At 51.3% G+C, this 17,761-nt stretch carries 11 protein-coding genes and 1 pseudogene; 11 read left to right on the forward strand and 1 reads right to left on the reverse strand.

The features are described 5' to 3' along the window. Window positions 1-16: 16 nt before the first annotated feature. The 3 genes from A3844_RS10055 to A3844_RS10065 all read left to right on the forward strand — a co-directional run bounded on the left by A3844_RS10055 (window position 17) and on the right by A3844_RS10065 (window position 2,881). A complete protein-coding gene (locus A3844_RS10055; protein WP_074083936.1) occupies window positions 17-1,039 on the forward strand; it encodes an SDR family oxidoreductase in 1,023 nt (340 codons plus the stop codon). Window positions 1,040-1,105: 66 nt separating this feature from the next. Continuing rightward, entirely contained in the window at window positions 1,106-1,765 is a 660-nt protein-coding gene (locus A3844_RS10060; protein WP_074083937.1) for a class I SAM-dependent methyltransferase, read from the forward strand. A gap of 123 nt (window positions 1,766-1,888) precedes the next feature. Then, the gene (locus A3844_RS10065; RefSeq protein ID WP_425270599.1) at window positions 1,889-2,881 is read left to right on the forward strand and encodes a CapA family protein; all 993 of its coding nucleotides are present in this window, start codon (window positions 1,889-1,891) and stop codon (window positions 2,879-2,881) included. 343 nt (window positions 2,882-3,224) lie between these two features. On the opposite strand, the gene A3844_RS10070 is transcribed toward A3844_RS10065, so the two are convergent. Then, window positions 3,225-4,094: an AraC family transcriptional regulator gene (locus A3844_RS10070; RefSeq protein ID WP_083606786.1), complete on the reverse strand. Its 870-nt coding sequence runs from the start codon at window positions 4,092-4,094 to the stop codon at window positions 3,225-3,227. A gap of 109 nt (window positions 4,095-4,203) precedes the next feature. On the opposite strand from A3844_RS10070, the gene galA reads away from it, so the two are divergent. The 8 genes and pseudogenes from galA to A3844_RS10110 all read left to right on the forward strand — a co-directional run bounded on the left by galA (window position 4,204) and on the right by A3844_RS10110 (window position 17,580). Continuing rightward, complete coding sequence (galA, locus tag A3844_RS10075) at window positions 4,204-6,582, forward strand: beta-galactosidase GalA (protein ID WP_074107323.1); 2,379 nt, start codon at window positions 4,204-4,206, stop codon at window positions 6,580-6,582. Window positions 6,583-6,757: 175 nt separating this feature from the next. Continuing rightward, entirely contained in the window at window positions 6,758-8,494 is a 1,737-nt protein-coding gene (locus A3844_RS10080) for a sensor histidine kinase (RefSeq protein WP_074107324.1), read from the forward strand. A 37-nt stretch (window positions 8,495-8,531) separates the two neighbouring features. Then, on the forward strand, window positions 8,532-10,103 hold the full coding sequence (locus A3844_RS10085) for a response regulator (protein ID WP_074102046.1): 1,572 nt from the start codon (window positions 8,532-8,534) through the stop codon (window positions 10,101-10,103). Between the two features lie 184 nt (window positions 10,104-10,287). Continuing rightward, window positions 10,288-11,214, forward strand: coding sequence for an ABC transporter permease (locus tag A3844_RS10090; protein WP_074083942.1), 927 nt, complete (start codon window positions 10,288-10,290; stop codon window positions 11,212-11,214). Window positions 11,215-11,231: 17 nt separating this feature from the next. Next, complete coding sequence (locus A3844_RS10095) at window positions 11,232-12,155, forward strand: carbohydrate ABC transporter permease (RefSeq protein WP_083606787.1); 924 nt, start codon at window positions 11,232-11,234, stop codon at window positions 12,153-12,155. Between the two features lie 68 nt (window positions 12,156-12,223). Beyond that, complete coding sequence (locus A3844_RS10100; protein ID WP_074083943.1) at window positions 12,224-13,804, forward strand: ABC transporter substrate-binding protein; 1,581 nt, start codon at window positions 12,224-12,226, stop codon at window positions 13,802-13,804. Between the two features lie 206 nt (window positions 13,805-14,010). Beyond that, a pseudogene (locus A3844_RS10105) lies at window positions 14,011-15,074 on the forward strand (transposase). A gap of 145 nt (window positions 15,075-15,219) precedes the next feature. Next, window positions 15,220-17,580 carry a beta-galactosidase gene (locus A3844_RS10110; protein WP_074107325.1) on the forward strand — a complete coding sequence of 787 codons (2,361 nt, stop codon included), beginning with the start codon at window positions 15,220-15,222 and terminating at the stop codon, window positions 17,578-17,580. The last annotated feature ends 181 nt before the right edge of the window (window positions 17,581-17,761 follow it).

Genomic DNA, 17,761 nt, shown 5'->3' on the forward strand with positions numbered 1-17,761 from the left:
AAAAGGAGGGTGACCGGTGAAGGTACTATTTATCGGCGGTACAGGACTAATCAGCGAGGCGGTCTCCAAGCTGGCAGTAGAGCGGGGCATAGAGCTGTATCTGTTCAACCGCGGCCAGCGGGACGAATTCGTACCGGAGGGGGCTAAAGTGATTCAAGGCGATATCCGCCATCCGCAGGAAGCCGCTGAGGTACTGGACAGCTATGAGTTCGACGTGGTGGTGGACTGGATCGCTTTTACTCCTGAGCATGTACAGAATGATATACAACTGTTCACAGGCAAGACGAAGCAGTATATCTTTATCAGCTCCGCTTCAGCTTATCAGAAGCCGCAGCAGAATTATCTGATCACCGAGGAGACCCCGCTTGCGAATCCTTATTGGCAGTATTCACGCGACAAAATCGCTTGTGAGCAGCTACTGCTGAAAGCCTATACAAATAGCGGTTTTCCAGCTACTATCGTCCGTCCCTCCCATACTTACGGGGTAACGGCGATACCGGCAGCCCTAACTAGCTGGGCGCATCCCTGGTCGCTGGTCGACCGAATCCGCAAAGGTCTGCCGGTCGTGATTCATGGAGATGGAACATCGCTGTGGACCCTGACCCATAACACAGATTTCGCCAAGGGCTTTGTCGGCCTGCTGGGGCAACCGGGAACGATCGGAGAAGCGGTTCATATTACTTCCGATGAGTCGCTGAACTGGAACCAGATCTATGCGGCTATCGGGAAGGCGGCTGGACATGAACCACAGGTTGTGCATATTTCCACCGATTTTATCACGGCCTTTACCCCGCCGGGAACAGCAGATGGACTGATCGGTGACCAGGCGGTCAGCAGTGTATTCGACAACAGCAAGATTAAGCGATTGGTGCCGGAATTTGCCGCAACCGTTCCTTTTGCCGAAGGCATCAAGCGGTCTGTGGAATGGTTCGAACAGCATCCGGAGCTGTGCACCATCGACACTGAATGGGGTACTATGGTGGATAACCTGATTGCGAAGCATGGTGTTGAAGCGAAGCCGCTCTCCTTTTACGTATGATGGCATGAAACGGGGATTCCTGAATATACTCTCACTACCGAATTTCCTCTAAAGGAGTCCTGGCCTATGCCTACACATCCGTATGTTTCCCGTTTTTTTGTCAATGCCGATGCCCGCCGCGATAAGCTTGTTTACGATTTGCCGGAATCCTGGTGGAGCCGGCCCTATGAATATGAATGGTGCACGAATTTCGTTTCCCCGCATGATGTGGTGCTGGATGCCGCCTGCGGGATCTCCCATCCGCTCAAGTTCTATCTTGCCAGTTACAGTGCGGAGGTTCATGCCTGTGACATGGATGCAAGAATTCTGTCCAGAGATGCCATCATGGAAGAAATTTCAGGCGATATCGGGGAGGAAGCGGCACTGCTGGCGGGAGCAGCGCGGACGAACCGCCTCCACCTGGCCCAGGCCAATCTGACTTCACTGCCTTATGAGAACGAGTTCTTTGATACGATCTTCTGCATCTCGGTTCTGGAGCACCTCTCTTTGGAGGATTCTGTACGAGCCGTTAGGGAATTTCACCGCACGTTGAATGAAGAGGGTCTGCTGGTATTAACTTTTGACTATCCGACCGTAAATCTTTTGCGGATAAATGAAGTGCTGCTGCAGGCCGGATTTGAGTACTGGGGGGAGACGGATTTCAAGCTTCCGGCGGATGCCGTGCGTACGGAGCAGTGGGGCGGGCTGAGCTGTTTTCGGGCCGTGCTTAAAAAGGCGAGACTCTAGGATCTACCCTTTATTTGGATATCCCTCTTTTCATATAGTAGAATAGTGGGAGGTTAACCAATAGAGAGGGGTCAAAAGATTTTGCGCAGATTTACAGTCATCATATTAACATTAATAGTACTTTTGCTGATTCCTGCACCGGCTGTTTTCAGTCAAGCTGCTTCCGCAGATGATAAGGTTAATCTTGTTTTTGCAGGAGACATCCTGCTGGATGGTTTTGTCGGTGACCAGATCGCCAAGTACGGAGTGAACTTTCCTTTTGCCAAGGTAGCGCCTGTTCTGAAGAAAGCAGATATTGCCTTTGCCAACCTGGAGACACCGGTATCGGTGAGAGGGAAGGTAGCCGAGAAGACCTTTGCATTCCGTTCCAAGCCAACAGCTCTTGCGGGACTGAATTATGCGGGGATTGACGGTGTGACCGTTGCGAACAATCATATTCTGGATTTCGGACAGGACGCTATGCTGGATACACTCGTTCATCTCGACAAATACAAGATCGGGCATACCGGCGCAGGCAAGAACATTAATGAGGCTTTTAGACCCTTCACCCAGACGGTAAAAGGAAAAAAGATCGCCATGCTCGGTGTAAGCCGCGTGCTCTCCAGCCCTTCGTGGTATGCAGGCAAGAACCGTCCGGGCGCAGCTTCGGCCTATACGCCTGAACCGCTGATGAGCGCCATCCAGAAATCGGCCAAAGAGAATGACTACACTATTGTATACATCCACTGGAACAATGAGTTCAAGGATTACCCTGAGAATTACGCCCGCAAGCTCGCGAAGCAGATGATCGACAGTGGTGCGGATATCATTATTGGTGCTCATAGCCACTGCCTGATGGGGATTGAATACTACAAGCACAAGCCGATCTATTATTCGCTGGGTAATTTTGTGTTCAACCGTTCAACACGCGGCGGTGACAAGACACTTCACTCTATGCTGGTTAACTTTGAGATCAGTGACAGCGGTGTAAACGGCAGAATCACTCCGGTCAAGATCATCGGCGGACAGCCCAATTTTATGGGGGAAGCCTATAACAAAGATACGATCAATCGGATGAACCAGCTCTCGTTCAATGCCCGTGTAGCGGCGAATGGAGCGGTTAGCGAAAAGCTCTGAGCCGAAGAGCTGAACCGAACACTACTGAACAGAATATCCGCCCCAAAGCCCGAGCGATTAGCTGGATCATCGCTTGGGCTTTTTTTGCTGCTTAAGAGATCAGAGGTACAAGTACCTCTGAATTCCGCGCAGGCAGGCAATATGGGGAAGTGTGAGGTAGAAATACCTTTGAATTCGGCGCAGACAGGCAATATGGGGAAATGTGAGGTATAAGTACCTTTGAATTCGGCACAGACAGGCAATATGGGGAAATGTGAGGTAGAAATACCTCTGAATTCGGCGAAGCAGGCATTATGGGGAAAGGAATGGTTGGGCAATCATTCAAGTTGCATCAGGCACCAATCTAAAAGTCTTGGTTTGTGTTAAAGTCAGCCTTACTCGATAGATTCCCCCGGTACATTCCCGGTGCTGTCCCGTAAGCCTTCTTGAAGGCACGGATAAAATAATTGGGCTCCAGCCCCAGGCGGCCGGCGATTTCTTTGATGGGCATGTCCGGATGCTCCTCCATCCACCTCACGGCTTGATTCAGACGCAGGCCCTGTAAATATGCATGTGGAGTAATGCCGTAGGCCTCACGGAAAATCCGCATGAAGTGCTGTACCGAGTATCCCACAACATGGGCTATGTTGGACATTTGCAGCGTTTCGGTGAAGTGTTCCTGCATATACCCGGCGGCGCGGCGCAATGCTTCCTGTGCAGGGCTGCTAGCCGGAAGAGAATCAGGACCAGAGGAGAGCTCAGCCATCTCCGACAGCAACAGGACAAATTCATAGAGCCTACCGGAGATATATGCGGCCCGCGCGGTTTCGGATTGATCCGCAAGCTCCCATAGCTGTTTCAGAGGGTTCATCAGGGCCTCCGCGTCTGTCAGACGGATCACTGTGCTGAAAGGCAAGCCGCAGCCGGTTACCAGTTCTTCCGCAATCCTGCCCTTGAACCCGATATACCCAATCAGCCAGGGTTCACCAGGGAGCGCATAGTATTCATGAGGCTGCCCCGTCGGCAGGATCAGCGCCTGACCGGCGCCGATAGTCAGGCTTTTCCCATCCTTGAAGCGTACCTGGCCTTTGCCTCTGAATGCGATGAAACACTGCGGCACAAGATAACCGGACGGGCGGTAGATAGGATGCTGCACATGGCAACCAATATTGTACAGGGCCAGCGGCAGCCGTGGGTTCAGATCATCCGCGCACAGGCGGAAAGGCAGAAGCATGCGTATCCCTCACCTTCAATTTGTGCTGTTTCATATTAGCATTGTGCTAACTATATTCTAATAATCTACTCTACAATGTGAATATAGTCTAGTAAGGAGGCGGTCGTTAGTGAGTGTGGCAGCAGGGAGATGCAGAAGCCGGTTTGATGAGGAGTGGAGTTTTTACAAAGGGGATATCCGCATTCCGTATGCAGTCAAGGCCGGAATGACAGGCGGGATTACCGACTGTGGTTCCTTGCAGGAGGGAGAATGGCTGGATATTGCTTTTAACGATAAAGGGATGGGCCATCAGCAGCTGGAGTGGGAGCGAGTATCGCTGCCGCATGACTGGTGTGTAGAGCAGCAGTATGTCCAGGATGCATCGCTTGGCTCGAGGGATGGCAGCCATGGCTATTTGCCGGGTGGAATCGGGTTTTACCGCAAAAGCTTCGAGCTGCCGGCAGAAGGGGCAGCGCGTAAATGGACGGTATCCTTCGACGGAGTTTCGGGCGTGAGCACCGTATGGGTCAATGGACATTTCATTGGCGAACATCGGGGAGGATACACCGGATATTCCTATGATCTGTCCGATGTGCTTCGTTATGGCGGGAAAGGCAAGAATGTCATATTAGTCAAGGTAGACGCGCTGGAGAATGAGGGATGGTGGTATGAGGGCTGCGGCATCTACCGCCATGTGTGGCTCGAAGAGACGGACCGCCTCCATGTAGCGGAGTATGGAACCTACATCACGACACCGGATGTGGGGGAGCAGCAGGCCCGGGTGCATGTCAGCACCCGTATCTGCAATGAATATACAGAAGGCCGGGCGGTCTCGCTGCACACAGAAATATACGATGCTGCCGGCAGACAGGTAGCTGCTTCTGCGGCGCAAGCCGTTGTGGACGGGTACGGGGAGACGGAGCTTGAGCAGATTTGCACAGTGGAGCAGCCTTCGCTGTGGTCGCCGGAGTATCCGTACCTCTATAAAGCCATATCCATCCTAGAACATGAGGGAACCGTGGTGGACCGGTATGAGACATCTTTTGGTATCCGCAGCATCCGGTTTGATCCGGAGCAGGGTTTTTTCCTGAATGGAGAACCGCTGCTGATCAAAGGCACCTGCAATCATCAGGATTTTGCGGGAGTGGGAGTGGCGCTGCCTGACAGTATCATTGAATATAAGCTGAAGCTGCTTAAAGAGATGGGCTCTAACAGCTACCGCAGTGCGCATCATCCGCCTACCCCTGAACTGCTGGATCTCTGTGACCGGATGGGACTACTGGTGATGGATGAGAACCGCAAGCTCGACAGCAGCCCGAATGGCATAGCCCAGCTGAAGCGGATGCTGTACCGGGACCGTAATCATCCATCTGTCATGATCTGGAATCTGGAGAATGAGGAGGTTCTGGAAGGCACCGTAACCGGCAGACGTATTCTGAAGACGCTCGCGGATACCGTCCGCCGGATCGATCCAACGCGCCCGACCTCAGCGGCTATGAATCATGGCTGGTATGAGAATGGATACAATGAGGTTGTTGATATTACAGGCTACAATTACGGACACCGGGATCATCTGGATATCCGGGACCATGAGCTGCATCCGGAGCACCCTATGATCGGCAGTGAATGCGCGAGCTATACGGTTACCAGGGGCATCTATGCGGATGATCCGGTGCGCGGCTATTGCTCCGAATACGGCACGAATATTCCTTCGTGGGGCTGCACCCCGCAGCAGGCGTGGAGCGATGCTCTGAACAACCGTTTTCTTACCGGGGTATTTATGTGGACCGGGTTCGACTACCGCGGAGAGCCCACCCCTTACCTGTGGCCATGTGTGAATTCCCATTTCGGGCTGATGGACACCTGCGGTTTCCCTAAGGACAGCTATTACTACATGCAGGCCGTCTGGAAGGACGAGCCTATGGTTCATCTGCTGCCGCATTGGAATTGGCCGGGTTCTGAGGGACAGCCGGTAGAAGTGAGGGTGTTCTCCAATACCGCTACAGTTGAACTGATTCTGAATGGCAGAAGTCTGGGTGAACAGCAGGTTGACCGGGCAGGGTATTTGTCATGGGAAGTCATCTATGAACCCGGAGAGTTAAAAGCGCTTGGAACACGCGATGGCCGGATCGTCGCTGAGAAAGCGGTGGTTACGGCAGGCCAGCCGCATCAGATCTGCCTGTACCCTGACCGGACTGAGGTTGAAGCAGACGGCTCGGATACGATTCCGGTCCGCGTGGCTGTAGTGGATGAACAGGGGCATATTGTTCCAACCGCAGACCCTGAAATCCGCTTCGAAGTGGAAGGTGCCGGAATTCTTCTTGGGGTAGGCAACGGCAATCCCAGCAGCCATGAGCCGGATAAGGCACCCGTCCGCCGGGCATTCAATGGCTGGTGCCTGGCCTTGATTCAGTCTACCGCCGAAGCAGGTCCGATTACCGTGCGGGCAGTATCAACAGGACTTGCACCGGCAGAAGTAGTATTACATGCATTAACGGCTCTAAAATAGAAAGAAACCAGCGACGGAAGGAATTCCGGCGCCTTTGCTGTGTTTCTCGACTGAAACGGATGCCGCCTCTTTCAGAGGACGGCGGAGCCATTTCTTCTGATGCCTATTTATTTCTGGGGATGGGGACGTTAATATAGACATATTGAAATCCATACAAAAGGATGTTCTGCAACTGATGCCCAAGCTGAAGAAATATATGCCCTTCACCTATAAAATGATGGTTCCCTATCTGCTGCTGGTTCTTTTGACCGATGTAACGATCGGCTATATCTCTTATTCCATGCTTACTGATTCACGGACGGAGATGGCCGAGTCGAACATCCGGACGGGAATGGAGCAGTCAAGGAACAATATCCGCTACCAAATGGATGAAATTCAGCGAATGTCGGACAACCTGTTTGGCAGCCAGCCGTTTCAGCGCGCCCTTGAGCTCAAAGGTACACCGTTTGATATCTACCTCGCCATGATCGACCAGATCGTTCCGCAGATCACCGCTCCGCTGCAGCTGTTCGGGAACAAGATCCGTTTCATGCTCTATACGCCGAACAGTGATCTGAACATTGTATCCGGTGACAATCTGAACGAGCCGATCTTAGACAGTGATTATTATATTCTGCCGCTTAAGGATATCGCTGATAGCGAGTGGTACAAGTCCCTCAAAGATTCGAAACGGGACAATCTCTGGCTGCAGATTGATACGGACCAGAAGCTGGGCAACATTTCGCATGTCCGCAGACTGGTCAACTTCAGCGATTATAAAACAGTGATCGGCTATGTTCGGATCACCGTATCCCTTGAGGATCTGTTCGGGGGCTTTGACACCTTCCCGCTGGAGGAGGGGATTACCCTCCGGCTTGTGGAAGAGACCACCGGCGATATTCTGTTCCAGCGCGGAACGGCGAATTATGTTGAACCGGGCAGCAATTTCCTGAGTCTGCATGAAAAGATTCCCGGCAGCAGCTTCGTTATCGAATCTCTGGTGCCCTATACGTATTTGACAAAGGACGCCGGCAGGCTGCGTCGTGTGATTTTTGCAGTATGTGCGCTCAGCTTCCTGGTGATGACGGTGATTGGCTATGTGGTGGCACGGCTGTCCGGACGCAAGATGAGCCGGATCGTGGGACTGATGCGGTCCTTCCAGGAAGGGAACTTCCAAAAGCGTATCCGCTTCTCGGGCAATGATGAATTTGTACAGATCGCGGATTCCTTCAATGTGATGGCAACCAATATCCAGGAGCTGATCAACAGCGTGTATGTGCAGGGCATCCAAAAGAAGCAAGCGGAACTGGAAGCGCTTCAGGCGCAGATCAATCCGCATTTTTTGTATAATACACTTTCAACGATAAGCAGCCTGGCAAATCTCGGGGAGATAGACAAAGTCACAGGGATGGTACAGGGACTCTCGCGCTTTTACCGGTTAACGTTGAATCAGGGCAATGTCTATATTGAATTGGAGAAGGAACTGGAGCAGGTCGCTACGTACCTTGAAATCCAGCGGGTCAAATATGCGGATGCGTTCACGGTATATGTGGATGTAGACGAGGAAATTCTGCACATGCAGGTTATCAAGCTGGTGCTGCAGCCTTTTGTTGAGAATATTTTCAAGCATGCTTGGTTTGGGGAGACGATAGCGATTCGTCTGACCGGGCGGCGGATAGGCAGTAATCTTGAACTGAAAATCATCGACAATGGAATTGGCATGCGCCCTGCGGACATCAAACGAATGATGCAAGGACCGAGCCAGGCCGGGGGCTATGGAGTGAAGAACGTGAATGAGCGGATCAAGCTTAGATACGGGGACAACTACGGAGTGACCATTGCGAGCTATTATGGCGCAGGCACAACCGTTCAACTGCTGCTTCCCGCCGGGATGAAGGACAACGAGGAACAGGATGTAGAATTTACCCCATAATTTGCAGCTTGTACTGACACAGGAGGAACATTAAGATATGAGCATTAACGTATTGCTGGTGGACGACGAAGCCATTGATCTGGAGTGGATGCGCCGAAGGGTGCTGGCCAGCGGATTGAATATTAACGTAGTGGGCACCGCGAGCAGCGGCTTTAATGCCCTGAAAATTATGGAGGAAGCACAGGTTGATATTATTTTATCTGACATCCGGATGCCGATTATGACCGGAACCGAATTTGCGCGCAAGGCCAAAGCGCTGAGTCCTAAGACCAAAATTGTGTTCATCAGTGGACATGAGGATTTCAGTTATGCCAAGGAAGCGATTGAGATCAATGCTTCGGGATATCTGCTGAAGCCCGTTCAAGATAAGGACCTGTATGAAATGCTGCGGACACTTTGCACCAACATGGAGCAGGAAAGAGAGCAGGACCGCTCCTTCACCGAAGCCTTGTCCCTGGTGAACAAGGAGCTGCTTCTGCGCTGGTTCGATGAGGCCTCGCCTGAGCCAGCAGAGCCGCATCTGCGGAGTCTCCTGAATCCCTTGCTGCAGAAAGGCGCAGCGGCGGCGGTTGTGGAGATCGATGATCTGGAGTGGAAAATGCGCGATTGGTCCGAGGAAGACACCCGGAGCATTACGCGGCAAATTGCCGGGGTAATTAAAGCCTTTGCCGAGGATGCTAAGCTGGGCATCTGGATTGCTGTCCACCATACCCGGTTTGTCATTCTGTCTTCACTCCCGCAGGACAGCTTTCTGAGTCTGCTGGAGGAATTGATCCGCAAAGTAGCAGATTCATCCCCCTGCACGGTAACTGTAGGTGTAGGACAGTATGCCGCAGAAGAGGCAGGATTGCACGGGTCCTATCAGCAAGCGCAGGCGGCGCTGAGTGCGAAGTGGCTGCTGGGCAAGAACCGCCTGATTCGCGACACCATACAATCTTCACCAAGGGGAACACCCGGCGGGCAAATTGAACAAACGGTAGATCAGCTGCTGGAGGCCATCATCCAGTATGATCTCGTAGCGATAGATGATCATCTGATGGTTTTGTTCACGAAGGACCTTCCCGGCGCCGGAAGGAAGGAGGTCTATGAGCTGATCATCCGCATTACCTCTAAGCTTCATGCCGACCTTCAGCAGCAGAACGAGAATCTGTACGAGCTGCTGCAATGGGAATCCCATCAGCCGGATATCCTGTTTCAGTTCGAGACCATCCATGATATTCTCTCCTGGATGCGGCGCAGGTTCTTCGAGCTATCGGAGCTGCTGTACGTGAAGCGGCAGCGGCAGAAGCGCAAGCTGATTGATGAGATTATGCGCTATGTTGAGGAGAATCTGGAGAAGAAGATTACATTAAAAGAGGTGGCGGCCCATTTCGACTTCACTCCTAATTATTTGGGCTATCTGTTTAAGGAGGAATATGGGCTTCCCTTCAGTGAATACGTGAATGAACGCAAGACGAACCGGGTATCCGAGCTGCTTAGCGATCCGACTCTCAAAATATATGAGATCGCCGAACGCATGGGCTACAAGAACATTATCTATTTCAACCGGCAGTTTAAGCAGATCACGGGCATGACGCCGGGTGAGTACCGCAAAAAGCATAAAATATAACCGCAAAAACGTTGCCCCGGCCGTTTTCAGACCCCGGGCAACGTTTTTGCATTTATAGAAAAGCAACGGTTTCAACCGATCGTTGAAAAAGTATTGCTTTTAGTTGATGGGCTGAATCCACACCAGGTAAGCGGTTCTCTATAATAAAGCTATAGAGAAAAGTGACATGGAAAGGGGATTCGAGATGAAACAGAAACAACACGGATTCTGGGATGATGTCAAGAAGTACAAAGCTTTGCTACTCATGCTGACTCCTGCGGTATTGTTCTTCCTGTTATTCGCTTACGTGCCCATGGCGGGTATTGTACTGGCGTTTAAGCAATTTAACTACACGGGCGGTGTCTTCGGCAGCCCGTGGAACGGACTGGATAACTTTAAATTCTTCTTTGGCTCTGGTGACGCCTGGCGCGTAACCCGAAACACGGCGCTGTACAATATTGCATTTATCGTTGTGAACAACGTGCTTCAAATTTTTGCGGGCATCCTGCTGTTTGAGGTCGCCGGCAAATGGTTCCGGAAGATTACCCAAACGATGCTATTCCTGCCTTACTTCATTTCTTGGGTTGTGGTTGGAGCCATCGCATACAACCTGTTCAACTTCGATGTGGGTACCGTGAACGTATTGCTGAAGGGTCTCGGTATGCAGCCGGTGGACATTTACAATACTGCCTCTTATTGGCCGGTTATTCTCGTGGTTGTGTCTGCCTGGAAGACACTGGGGTATGGAACGATCATGTATCTGGCGGCGATCACAGGCATTGATACAGAAATGTACGAAGCAGCCGAAATTGATGGTGCGAATATTTTCCAGCGGATTATGAAGATTACGGTTCCGAACCTGATGCCTACAGTGATCATTCTGGTTCTGCTGGCTATCGGCAACATCTTCCGGGGTGACTTCGGGATGTTCTACAACATGGTCGGTAACAACGGGCTGCTGTTCTCGTCCACGGACGTTATTGATACCTTCGTCTTCCGGTCGCTCACAACCTCGAATGAGATTGGAATGTCCGCTGCGGCAGGCTTCTATCAATCCCTGCTCGGTTTTGTAACGATCATGCTGGCCAACTATGCTGTACGCAAATACGATAAAGACCGTGCCCTATTCTAAGAAAAGGAGGTAATGCCATGAGTACTACTGCAAAGATTCAAACCACAAAGGTGCGCAAGCGTGTTAATACGGACCGTCTGCTATTGTCGATTATCGGATATGTGTCACTTACCTTGCTTGCAATATTCTGTATCTTTCCCTTCATTCTGGTGGTGTCCTCCTCTCTTAGCGAGGAGAGTACGATTATCGAGAAAGGCTTCCAGCTAATCCCGACTGATTTTTCCACAGATGCCTACAGCCTGCTGTTTAAGTATCCGGCTGATATGCTCAGAGCTTACGGTGTAACGATCTCTGTAACCTTAATCGGCACCTTGTTCGGACTGTTCCTGACTTCAATGACAGCTTACGTGCTGTCGCGGAGAGATTTTAAATGGCGTGGACGCTTCTCATTTTTCTTCTTCTTCACCACATTGTTCAGCGGGGGTCTGGTGCCCTGGTATCTGATGATCGTCAACTACCTGCATCTCAAAGACACGCTGCTCGTACTGATTCTGCCCATGATGATGAATGTATTCTACATTATCGTAATGAAGTCGTTCATGAGCAGCATCCCGGATGCCATTACGGAATCTGCCAAAATTGACGGAGCGGGTGACTTCCGGATTTTCATGCAGCTGATAGTGCCTTTGTCCAAGCCTGCGCTGGCGACCATCGGCCTGTTCATCGCACTGGCCTACTGGAATGACTGGTATAATGCATTGCTCTTTATTTCCAAGTCCGAGCTTATGCCGCTGCAATATTATCTCTACAAAATGCTGGGTAACATGGATGGCATGCGTAAGGCCATGATGGCTTCGGGTGCGGTAGTAAATTCCGATCTGCCTACAGAAAGCTTGAAGATGGCCATGACGATTGTAGCTACAGGACCTATCCTGCTTGTTTATCCATTCATTCAAAAGTATTTTGTGCAAGGGCTCACTGTTGGTGCTGTCAAAGGATAATTCCGGGGCAACCCGGTTATCAATACAATATAAACCCAATACTAATTCATTAGGGGGCACTATCTGCCATGACAAACAAGAAAAAGAAACTTACAGTTACGCTGGCAACGATGATGACACTGGGTACAATCCTCAGTGCATGCGGAGGCGGCAACAACAACAATACAGCTGCGGAAGCCACAAACGCCGGAGCAAAAGCTACAGAAGGGGCAGCCACGAACTCCGGCGCTCCTGACACTTCCAAAGAGGTCAAGCTCAAAATGCTTCTGATCGGCGGCCAGCCTGGCGATTACGACAAGGTATTCGGAGAGCTCAACACCAAATTGAAAGAAAAAATCAATGCCACGGTTGAAACAGAATTCCTGGACTGGTCGGACTGGACCCAGAAGTACCCGCTGAAATTCGCAGCGAATGAGGATTTTGACCTCGTGTATACAGCGAACTGGGCCTTCTATAACGATCAGGCACTCAAAGGCGGGTTTCTGGAGCTGACGGATGATATGCTGTCCAAATATATGCCAAAAACCTGGGAAGCGATGCCTAAAGTGAACTGGGAACAAGCGAAAGTGGACGGCAAGCTATACATGGTTCCGAACAATAATGTGGAAGTTACCGACAAAGTTGTCCTGTATCGTGAAGACCTGCGCAAGAAATACAATCTTCCGGCAATCAACAGTCCTGAAACCTATGCCAATTACTTGAAAACGATTGCTAAGAATGAAAAAGGCATGAATGCGTTCGGAGCAAAACCTGCCGATGGCTGGAAGTTCCATGAGTTGGATCAAATTCTGCTGGAGCAGAACAACAACTTCAACCTGGTGGATGCGAACCTGCTGCCACTGGCTTACAAGCTGGATGATGCAACCGGCAAAGTATTCGACATTTATGACACTCCAGAATTCACATCATTGCTGAAATACTATAAAGATCTGGCCGACAATGGCGCATGGTCCAAAAACGTAGTGAGTAACAAAAATGATGTATGGCAGGATGTCAAAGCAGAGAAGGTTTCCTCTTATGCCCACAACCTGGGTACTGTAGCAGCTAACCTTGCTGAAATGCGCCGTGACAAACCGGATGTGGAGCTGGCCATTGCCGACCTTACTCCAGATAAGAAGAAAATTGCTGCCATCGCAACCCAGAACGGGATGTCCATTCATGCGACCTCGAAGAACGCTGAACGTTCCCTGATGCTGATTGATCTGCTGCAGAATGACAAGGAAATCCACGATCTGACGATGTACGGTATTGCCGGAACCAACTATGTTCCTCAGGGCGATGACAAGTTCACTGCCGGCCCTGCGGCTGCGAATTACACAGGCTTCTCGAACTGGGGCTGGAATTCCCCGCTGAACCGTCAAGATGCGGCTTATCCGAAAGAAGCTGACGATATGTTCAACACTTGGCAGTCAAGCGTTTACCACTTCCCGCTGGAAACCTTTGTCTTCGACTCCGCAAAAGTGAAGAACGAAGTGGCGAATATCGGAAACGTAATGCTGCGCTACGCTATTCCATTGGAATATGGTTTGATTGATGATATCGATAAAGGCCGGGCTGACCTGATCAAGCAGTTGAAAGCCGCTGGTATTGACAAGGTTCAGACGGAAATGCAAGCCCAAATCGATGCTTTCCTGGCTGCAAAAAAATAATAGCTGAATAAGAGTGAAGCTTATGTAACGGCTTCCGGGCTGCTCCAAAGCATTTGCTTTGGGGCAGCCCTTATTTATATGAGCGTTTTGCATTAATCTAAACCCTTGTTACAAAAAGGAATTTTAAGCATAAAAAAGGACTTCACCCCAACTTGGAGAAGTTTTTTGGTGACCAAACCAAAACACTCAAGAGGAGGAAGTCCCCTTTGTATATTCTCCAAGAATGTCTGTTTTCCTTTGAGGAGCTTCAAAAAATCGAATCAAAAGAACGACTACCCATCTTTTTCAGTGCACTGGACCTGAGACCGTATGCGAGACAATTGAAAAGTCCTTCACCCCGAGGAGCGGACGGGCACTGTCGTCAAGGCATTCCACGTTAAGCCGGTTTTTTGCCGAGTTGACTCGTAAAAACCTTGCCCGGCAGTTGTTTGAGGACCTTGTGGCTCAGTGCCAAGAAACTGGAATCATTGACGGCACTCATGTCGCCATCGACAGCGCAGCCATCCATGCCTATGAGAAAAAGGAACCCAAGCGAAAAAGCGAACTCACGGGCAATGCCAACTGGGGTGCGAAATTTGACACCTTCGGGAACAAAGTCAAGTGGTTTGGCTATAAGCTACATCTGGCCGTCGATGCCAAGAGTGAACTTCCTATGGCGCTCCAGGTGACTCCGGCCCATGTGAACGACGGAGACGAAGGACCTGTACTCATGACAACTGTCGCTGCAAAGTCCAAAGTGAAATTTTTCATGCTGGATGCCGGCTACGACCAAATGAAAAACTACGAGACGGCCCGCAGCGTCAAGGCGCAAGCCATTATTCCGCTGAATCCGCGCAATGAAAAGGAACCACCAGCAGGGATCACCTACAAAGGTACGCCCTGCTGTTCGATGGGATTTCCCATGACGTATTGGGGACAGGAAAAGGTGCAATTAAAATTCCGTTGTCCGCATGCGACAGGTCAAGTGGATTGCCCTTTAGGCATGGCCGCTTGTTCATCCTCCAATTATGGAATGGTGGTTAAAATCAAGAGTCAAACGGATCTTCGGCGCTATGCGTTACCGCATCGGGAAAGTCGGGGCTGGAAGGAACTTTACAATAAACGAACCAGTGTGGAACGCTGCAATTCTCGAATGAAGACCTATTTAACTGCAGACCAGCTTCACGTCTGGGGGATTCAAAAAGTGACCACCCACCAATATTTGAATGCGATTGTGTTACTTGCCTCTGCACTGGCCATCGCTAAGCAACGCGTCCAAAACGCCGCTTAAAATTTCAAATTCACCGAAAATTCTGCCCGTCTGTTCATTTATCGCTCCGCTCTTATAAGACAAGGATTTTACCGTGGCCTAACTATGACTTTGAATCAAAATATGAATTATGCAAAATGCTCATATAGAAAAGGAGCTGCAAAATATGAGTTATACCATTCATGCGGGCATTGCCCCGAAAGACATTTATCCGGCGACCTTACGGCTGGGCGGAACCCATCCGCAAGGAGATCACATCAGCTTCACCAACTACTATATGGAACTGAACGGCCAGCCGTATTTTGCCATCTGCGGCGAATTCCATTATTCCCGTTACCCGGAAGACTGCTGGGAGACGGAGATCCGTAAGATGAAAGGTTCCGGAATCAATATTGTGGCTACCTACATCTTCTGGAATCATCATGAGGAAATCGAAGGGATCTTCGAGTGGCAGGGCAACCGTAATGTGCGGAAATTCGTAGAGCTGTGCGCACAGAATGGAATATATGTCATCCTGCGCGTGGGTCCCTTCTGCCATGGGGAAGTCCGCAACGGCGGACTGCCGGACTGGCTGTTCGGGCGTTCCTTCGATGTGCGTTCCAACGATGAAGGTTATTTGCATTATGTCCACAGGCTGTTCCATGAGATAGGAATACAGGCGGCGGGGCAGATGTTCAAGGATGGAGGGCCGGTGGTTGGCATTCAGCTGGAGAACGAATTCAATGCCGCTGCCGCCTTGTGGGAATTGACTGCGAAGCAAGGGGATGAATACCTGAGCGGCGGACTTGGCGGCGAAGCCGGCTCCGAGCATATGCGTCTGCTTAAGCAGTATGCAGAGGAGGCAGGAATGGTTGCGCCTTTCTATACCAGTACAGGCTGGGGCGCTGCGCCATTTTTGGAGGATGAGGTGCTACCGCTGTACGGCGGCTATGCCTATACGCCGTGGAGCATCAGCGAGCAGAATCCTGACCAGAAGCCGACACCGGAGTATGTATTTGTGAATTATCATAATGAAGCTGCTGAGACGGGTGAATTCAAGCCTCCCTATCCCAAGACTAAATATCCGTTTGCCTGCTGTGAAATGGGCGGAGGGATGCAGACCTGGTATCTGTCGCGGTTCCAGGTGGAGCCGGAAAGTGTGATGGCAATGAGCCTGATGAAGATTGGGGGCGGGTGCAATTTTGTCGGCTATTATATGTTCCATGGCGGCACGAATCCAATAGGGAAAACGGGCTACCTGAATGAGAGCACCACGCCAAGAATCACGTATGATTTCCAGGCACCGATTGGAGAGTTCGGGCAGATCCGGGATTCGGGCCATCTGCTGCGGCCATTGCATTATTTCCTGCACCGGTTCGGGGAACGGCTTGCGCCAATGGCCACCGTCCTGCCGGATGGTGCGGAGACCATCACTCCTGAAGACGCACATTCGCTGCGGTATGCCGTCCGCACAGACGGCAAAGCCGGGTTCCTGTTCGTGAACAACTATCAGGATCATGTCGTGATGGACACCCATGAGGATGTCCGGTTCGCCATTCTGCTGGCTGACGAATCCATTGAATTCCCAAGAAAAAGCTCGCTAACGGTCCGCAAAAACGCGTCGTTCATCTTTCCCTTCAACTTTGCACTGGACGGGCTGAACCTGCGCTTTGCTACAGCCCAGCCGGTGACGAGGGTGGAGTCTGCGGAAGCGGCTACTTACTTTTTCTCGATGCCGGAGGGTGTGGACGGGGAGTTTCTGATTGATGCACATGCGGCCATTACCGGCATATCAGCAGACACTGGTACGGTCGAAAAGGGTGCGGGGAATGAGTACACGGTTCTTATTCCGCATGACCGCCCGGGAATGATCCGGATTACACAGGACGGAGCCCGGGAGATCCGGATATACGCCATGAATGCCAGAGAAGCCGCCATGCTGTGGGAGATGGAGGATGAAGGGCAGCAGCGGATTATTTTCTCGGAGGTTCCGCCTGTACAGACGCAGGACGGCATTGAATTCTTCAGCAGCGGCCAGAGCAGCTTCTCCTTCCGGGAATATGCCGGCGGTCCGGCGGCGCCTGCCCGGTGGACAACGGCGCACGCCGCCTGCTCGATTGCGCAGCATAGAGAGGAGTGGTTCCACAGCTTCGATCTGGAACTCCCGGCCAAGGAGATCCGGCTGGGTATCCACCGGATTCATGACCACAAAATCGCGCTTCAACTTGCTCCGGACCTCCTGGAGGGTGTGGAAGAGGTGCTGTTAAGCATCGATTACACCGGTAATGTCGGCTATGCCTTTGCGGCCGGCCAACTCTTCCACGATCATTTCTATAACGGCGCGCCATGGGAGATCGGCTTGTCCCGCTTCAGGGATACGCTGAGAAGCGGAGAGATCATCCTCGAGACTACACCGCTGCGTAAGGGAGTCACGACTGTGGCGGCAGATGCCGCGATGGCGGTCGAGAAGCAGTTTACCGGGGAAGCGACTGCTGTGTTCCACAGCATTACAGCTATTCCGGTGTACCGGGTGGCACTACGGAAATAGGCGGACGATATTCGGGGTCAATTTTCTGCTATGTAGTAGTAGGTCTACCCGATTCGCCCCCATTTTGAGCCCGGCAGCATGAAATAAAGTCACCTGAGTCCGCTTCAACCACTCATCAAGCAAAAAAGAACCACAAAAGCCCCGCCCAAGCAGATTTCTCTGTTGGGCGGGGCTTTTGTCT

This window comes from Paenibacillus helianthi, from assembly GCF_001909055.1.
GTDB lineage: Bacteria > Bacillota > Bacilli > Paenibacillales > Paenibacillaceae > Paenibacillus_AQ > Paenibacillus_AQ helianthi.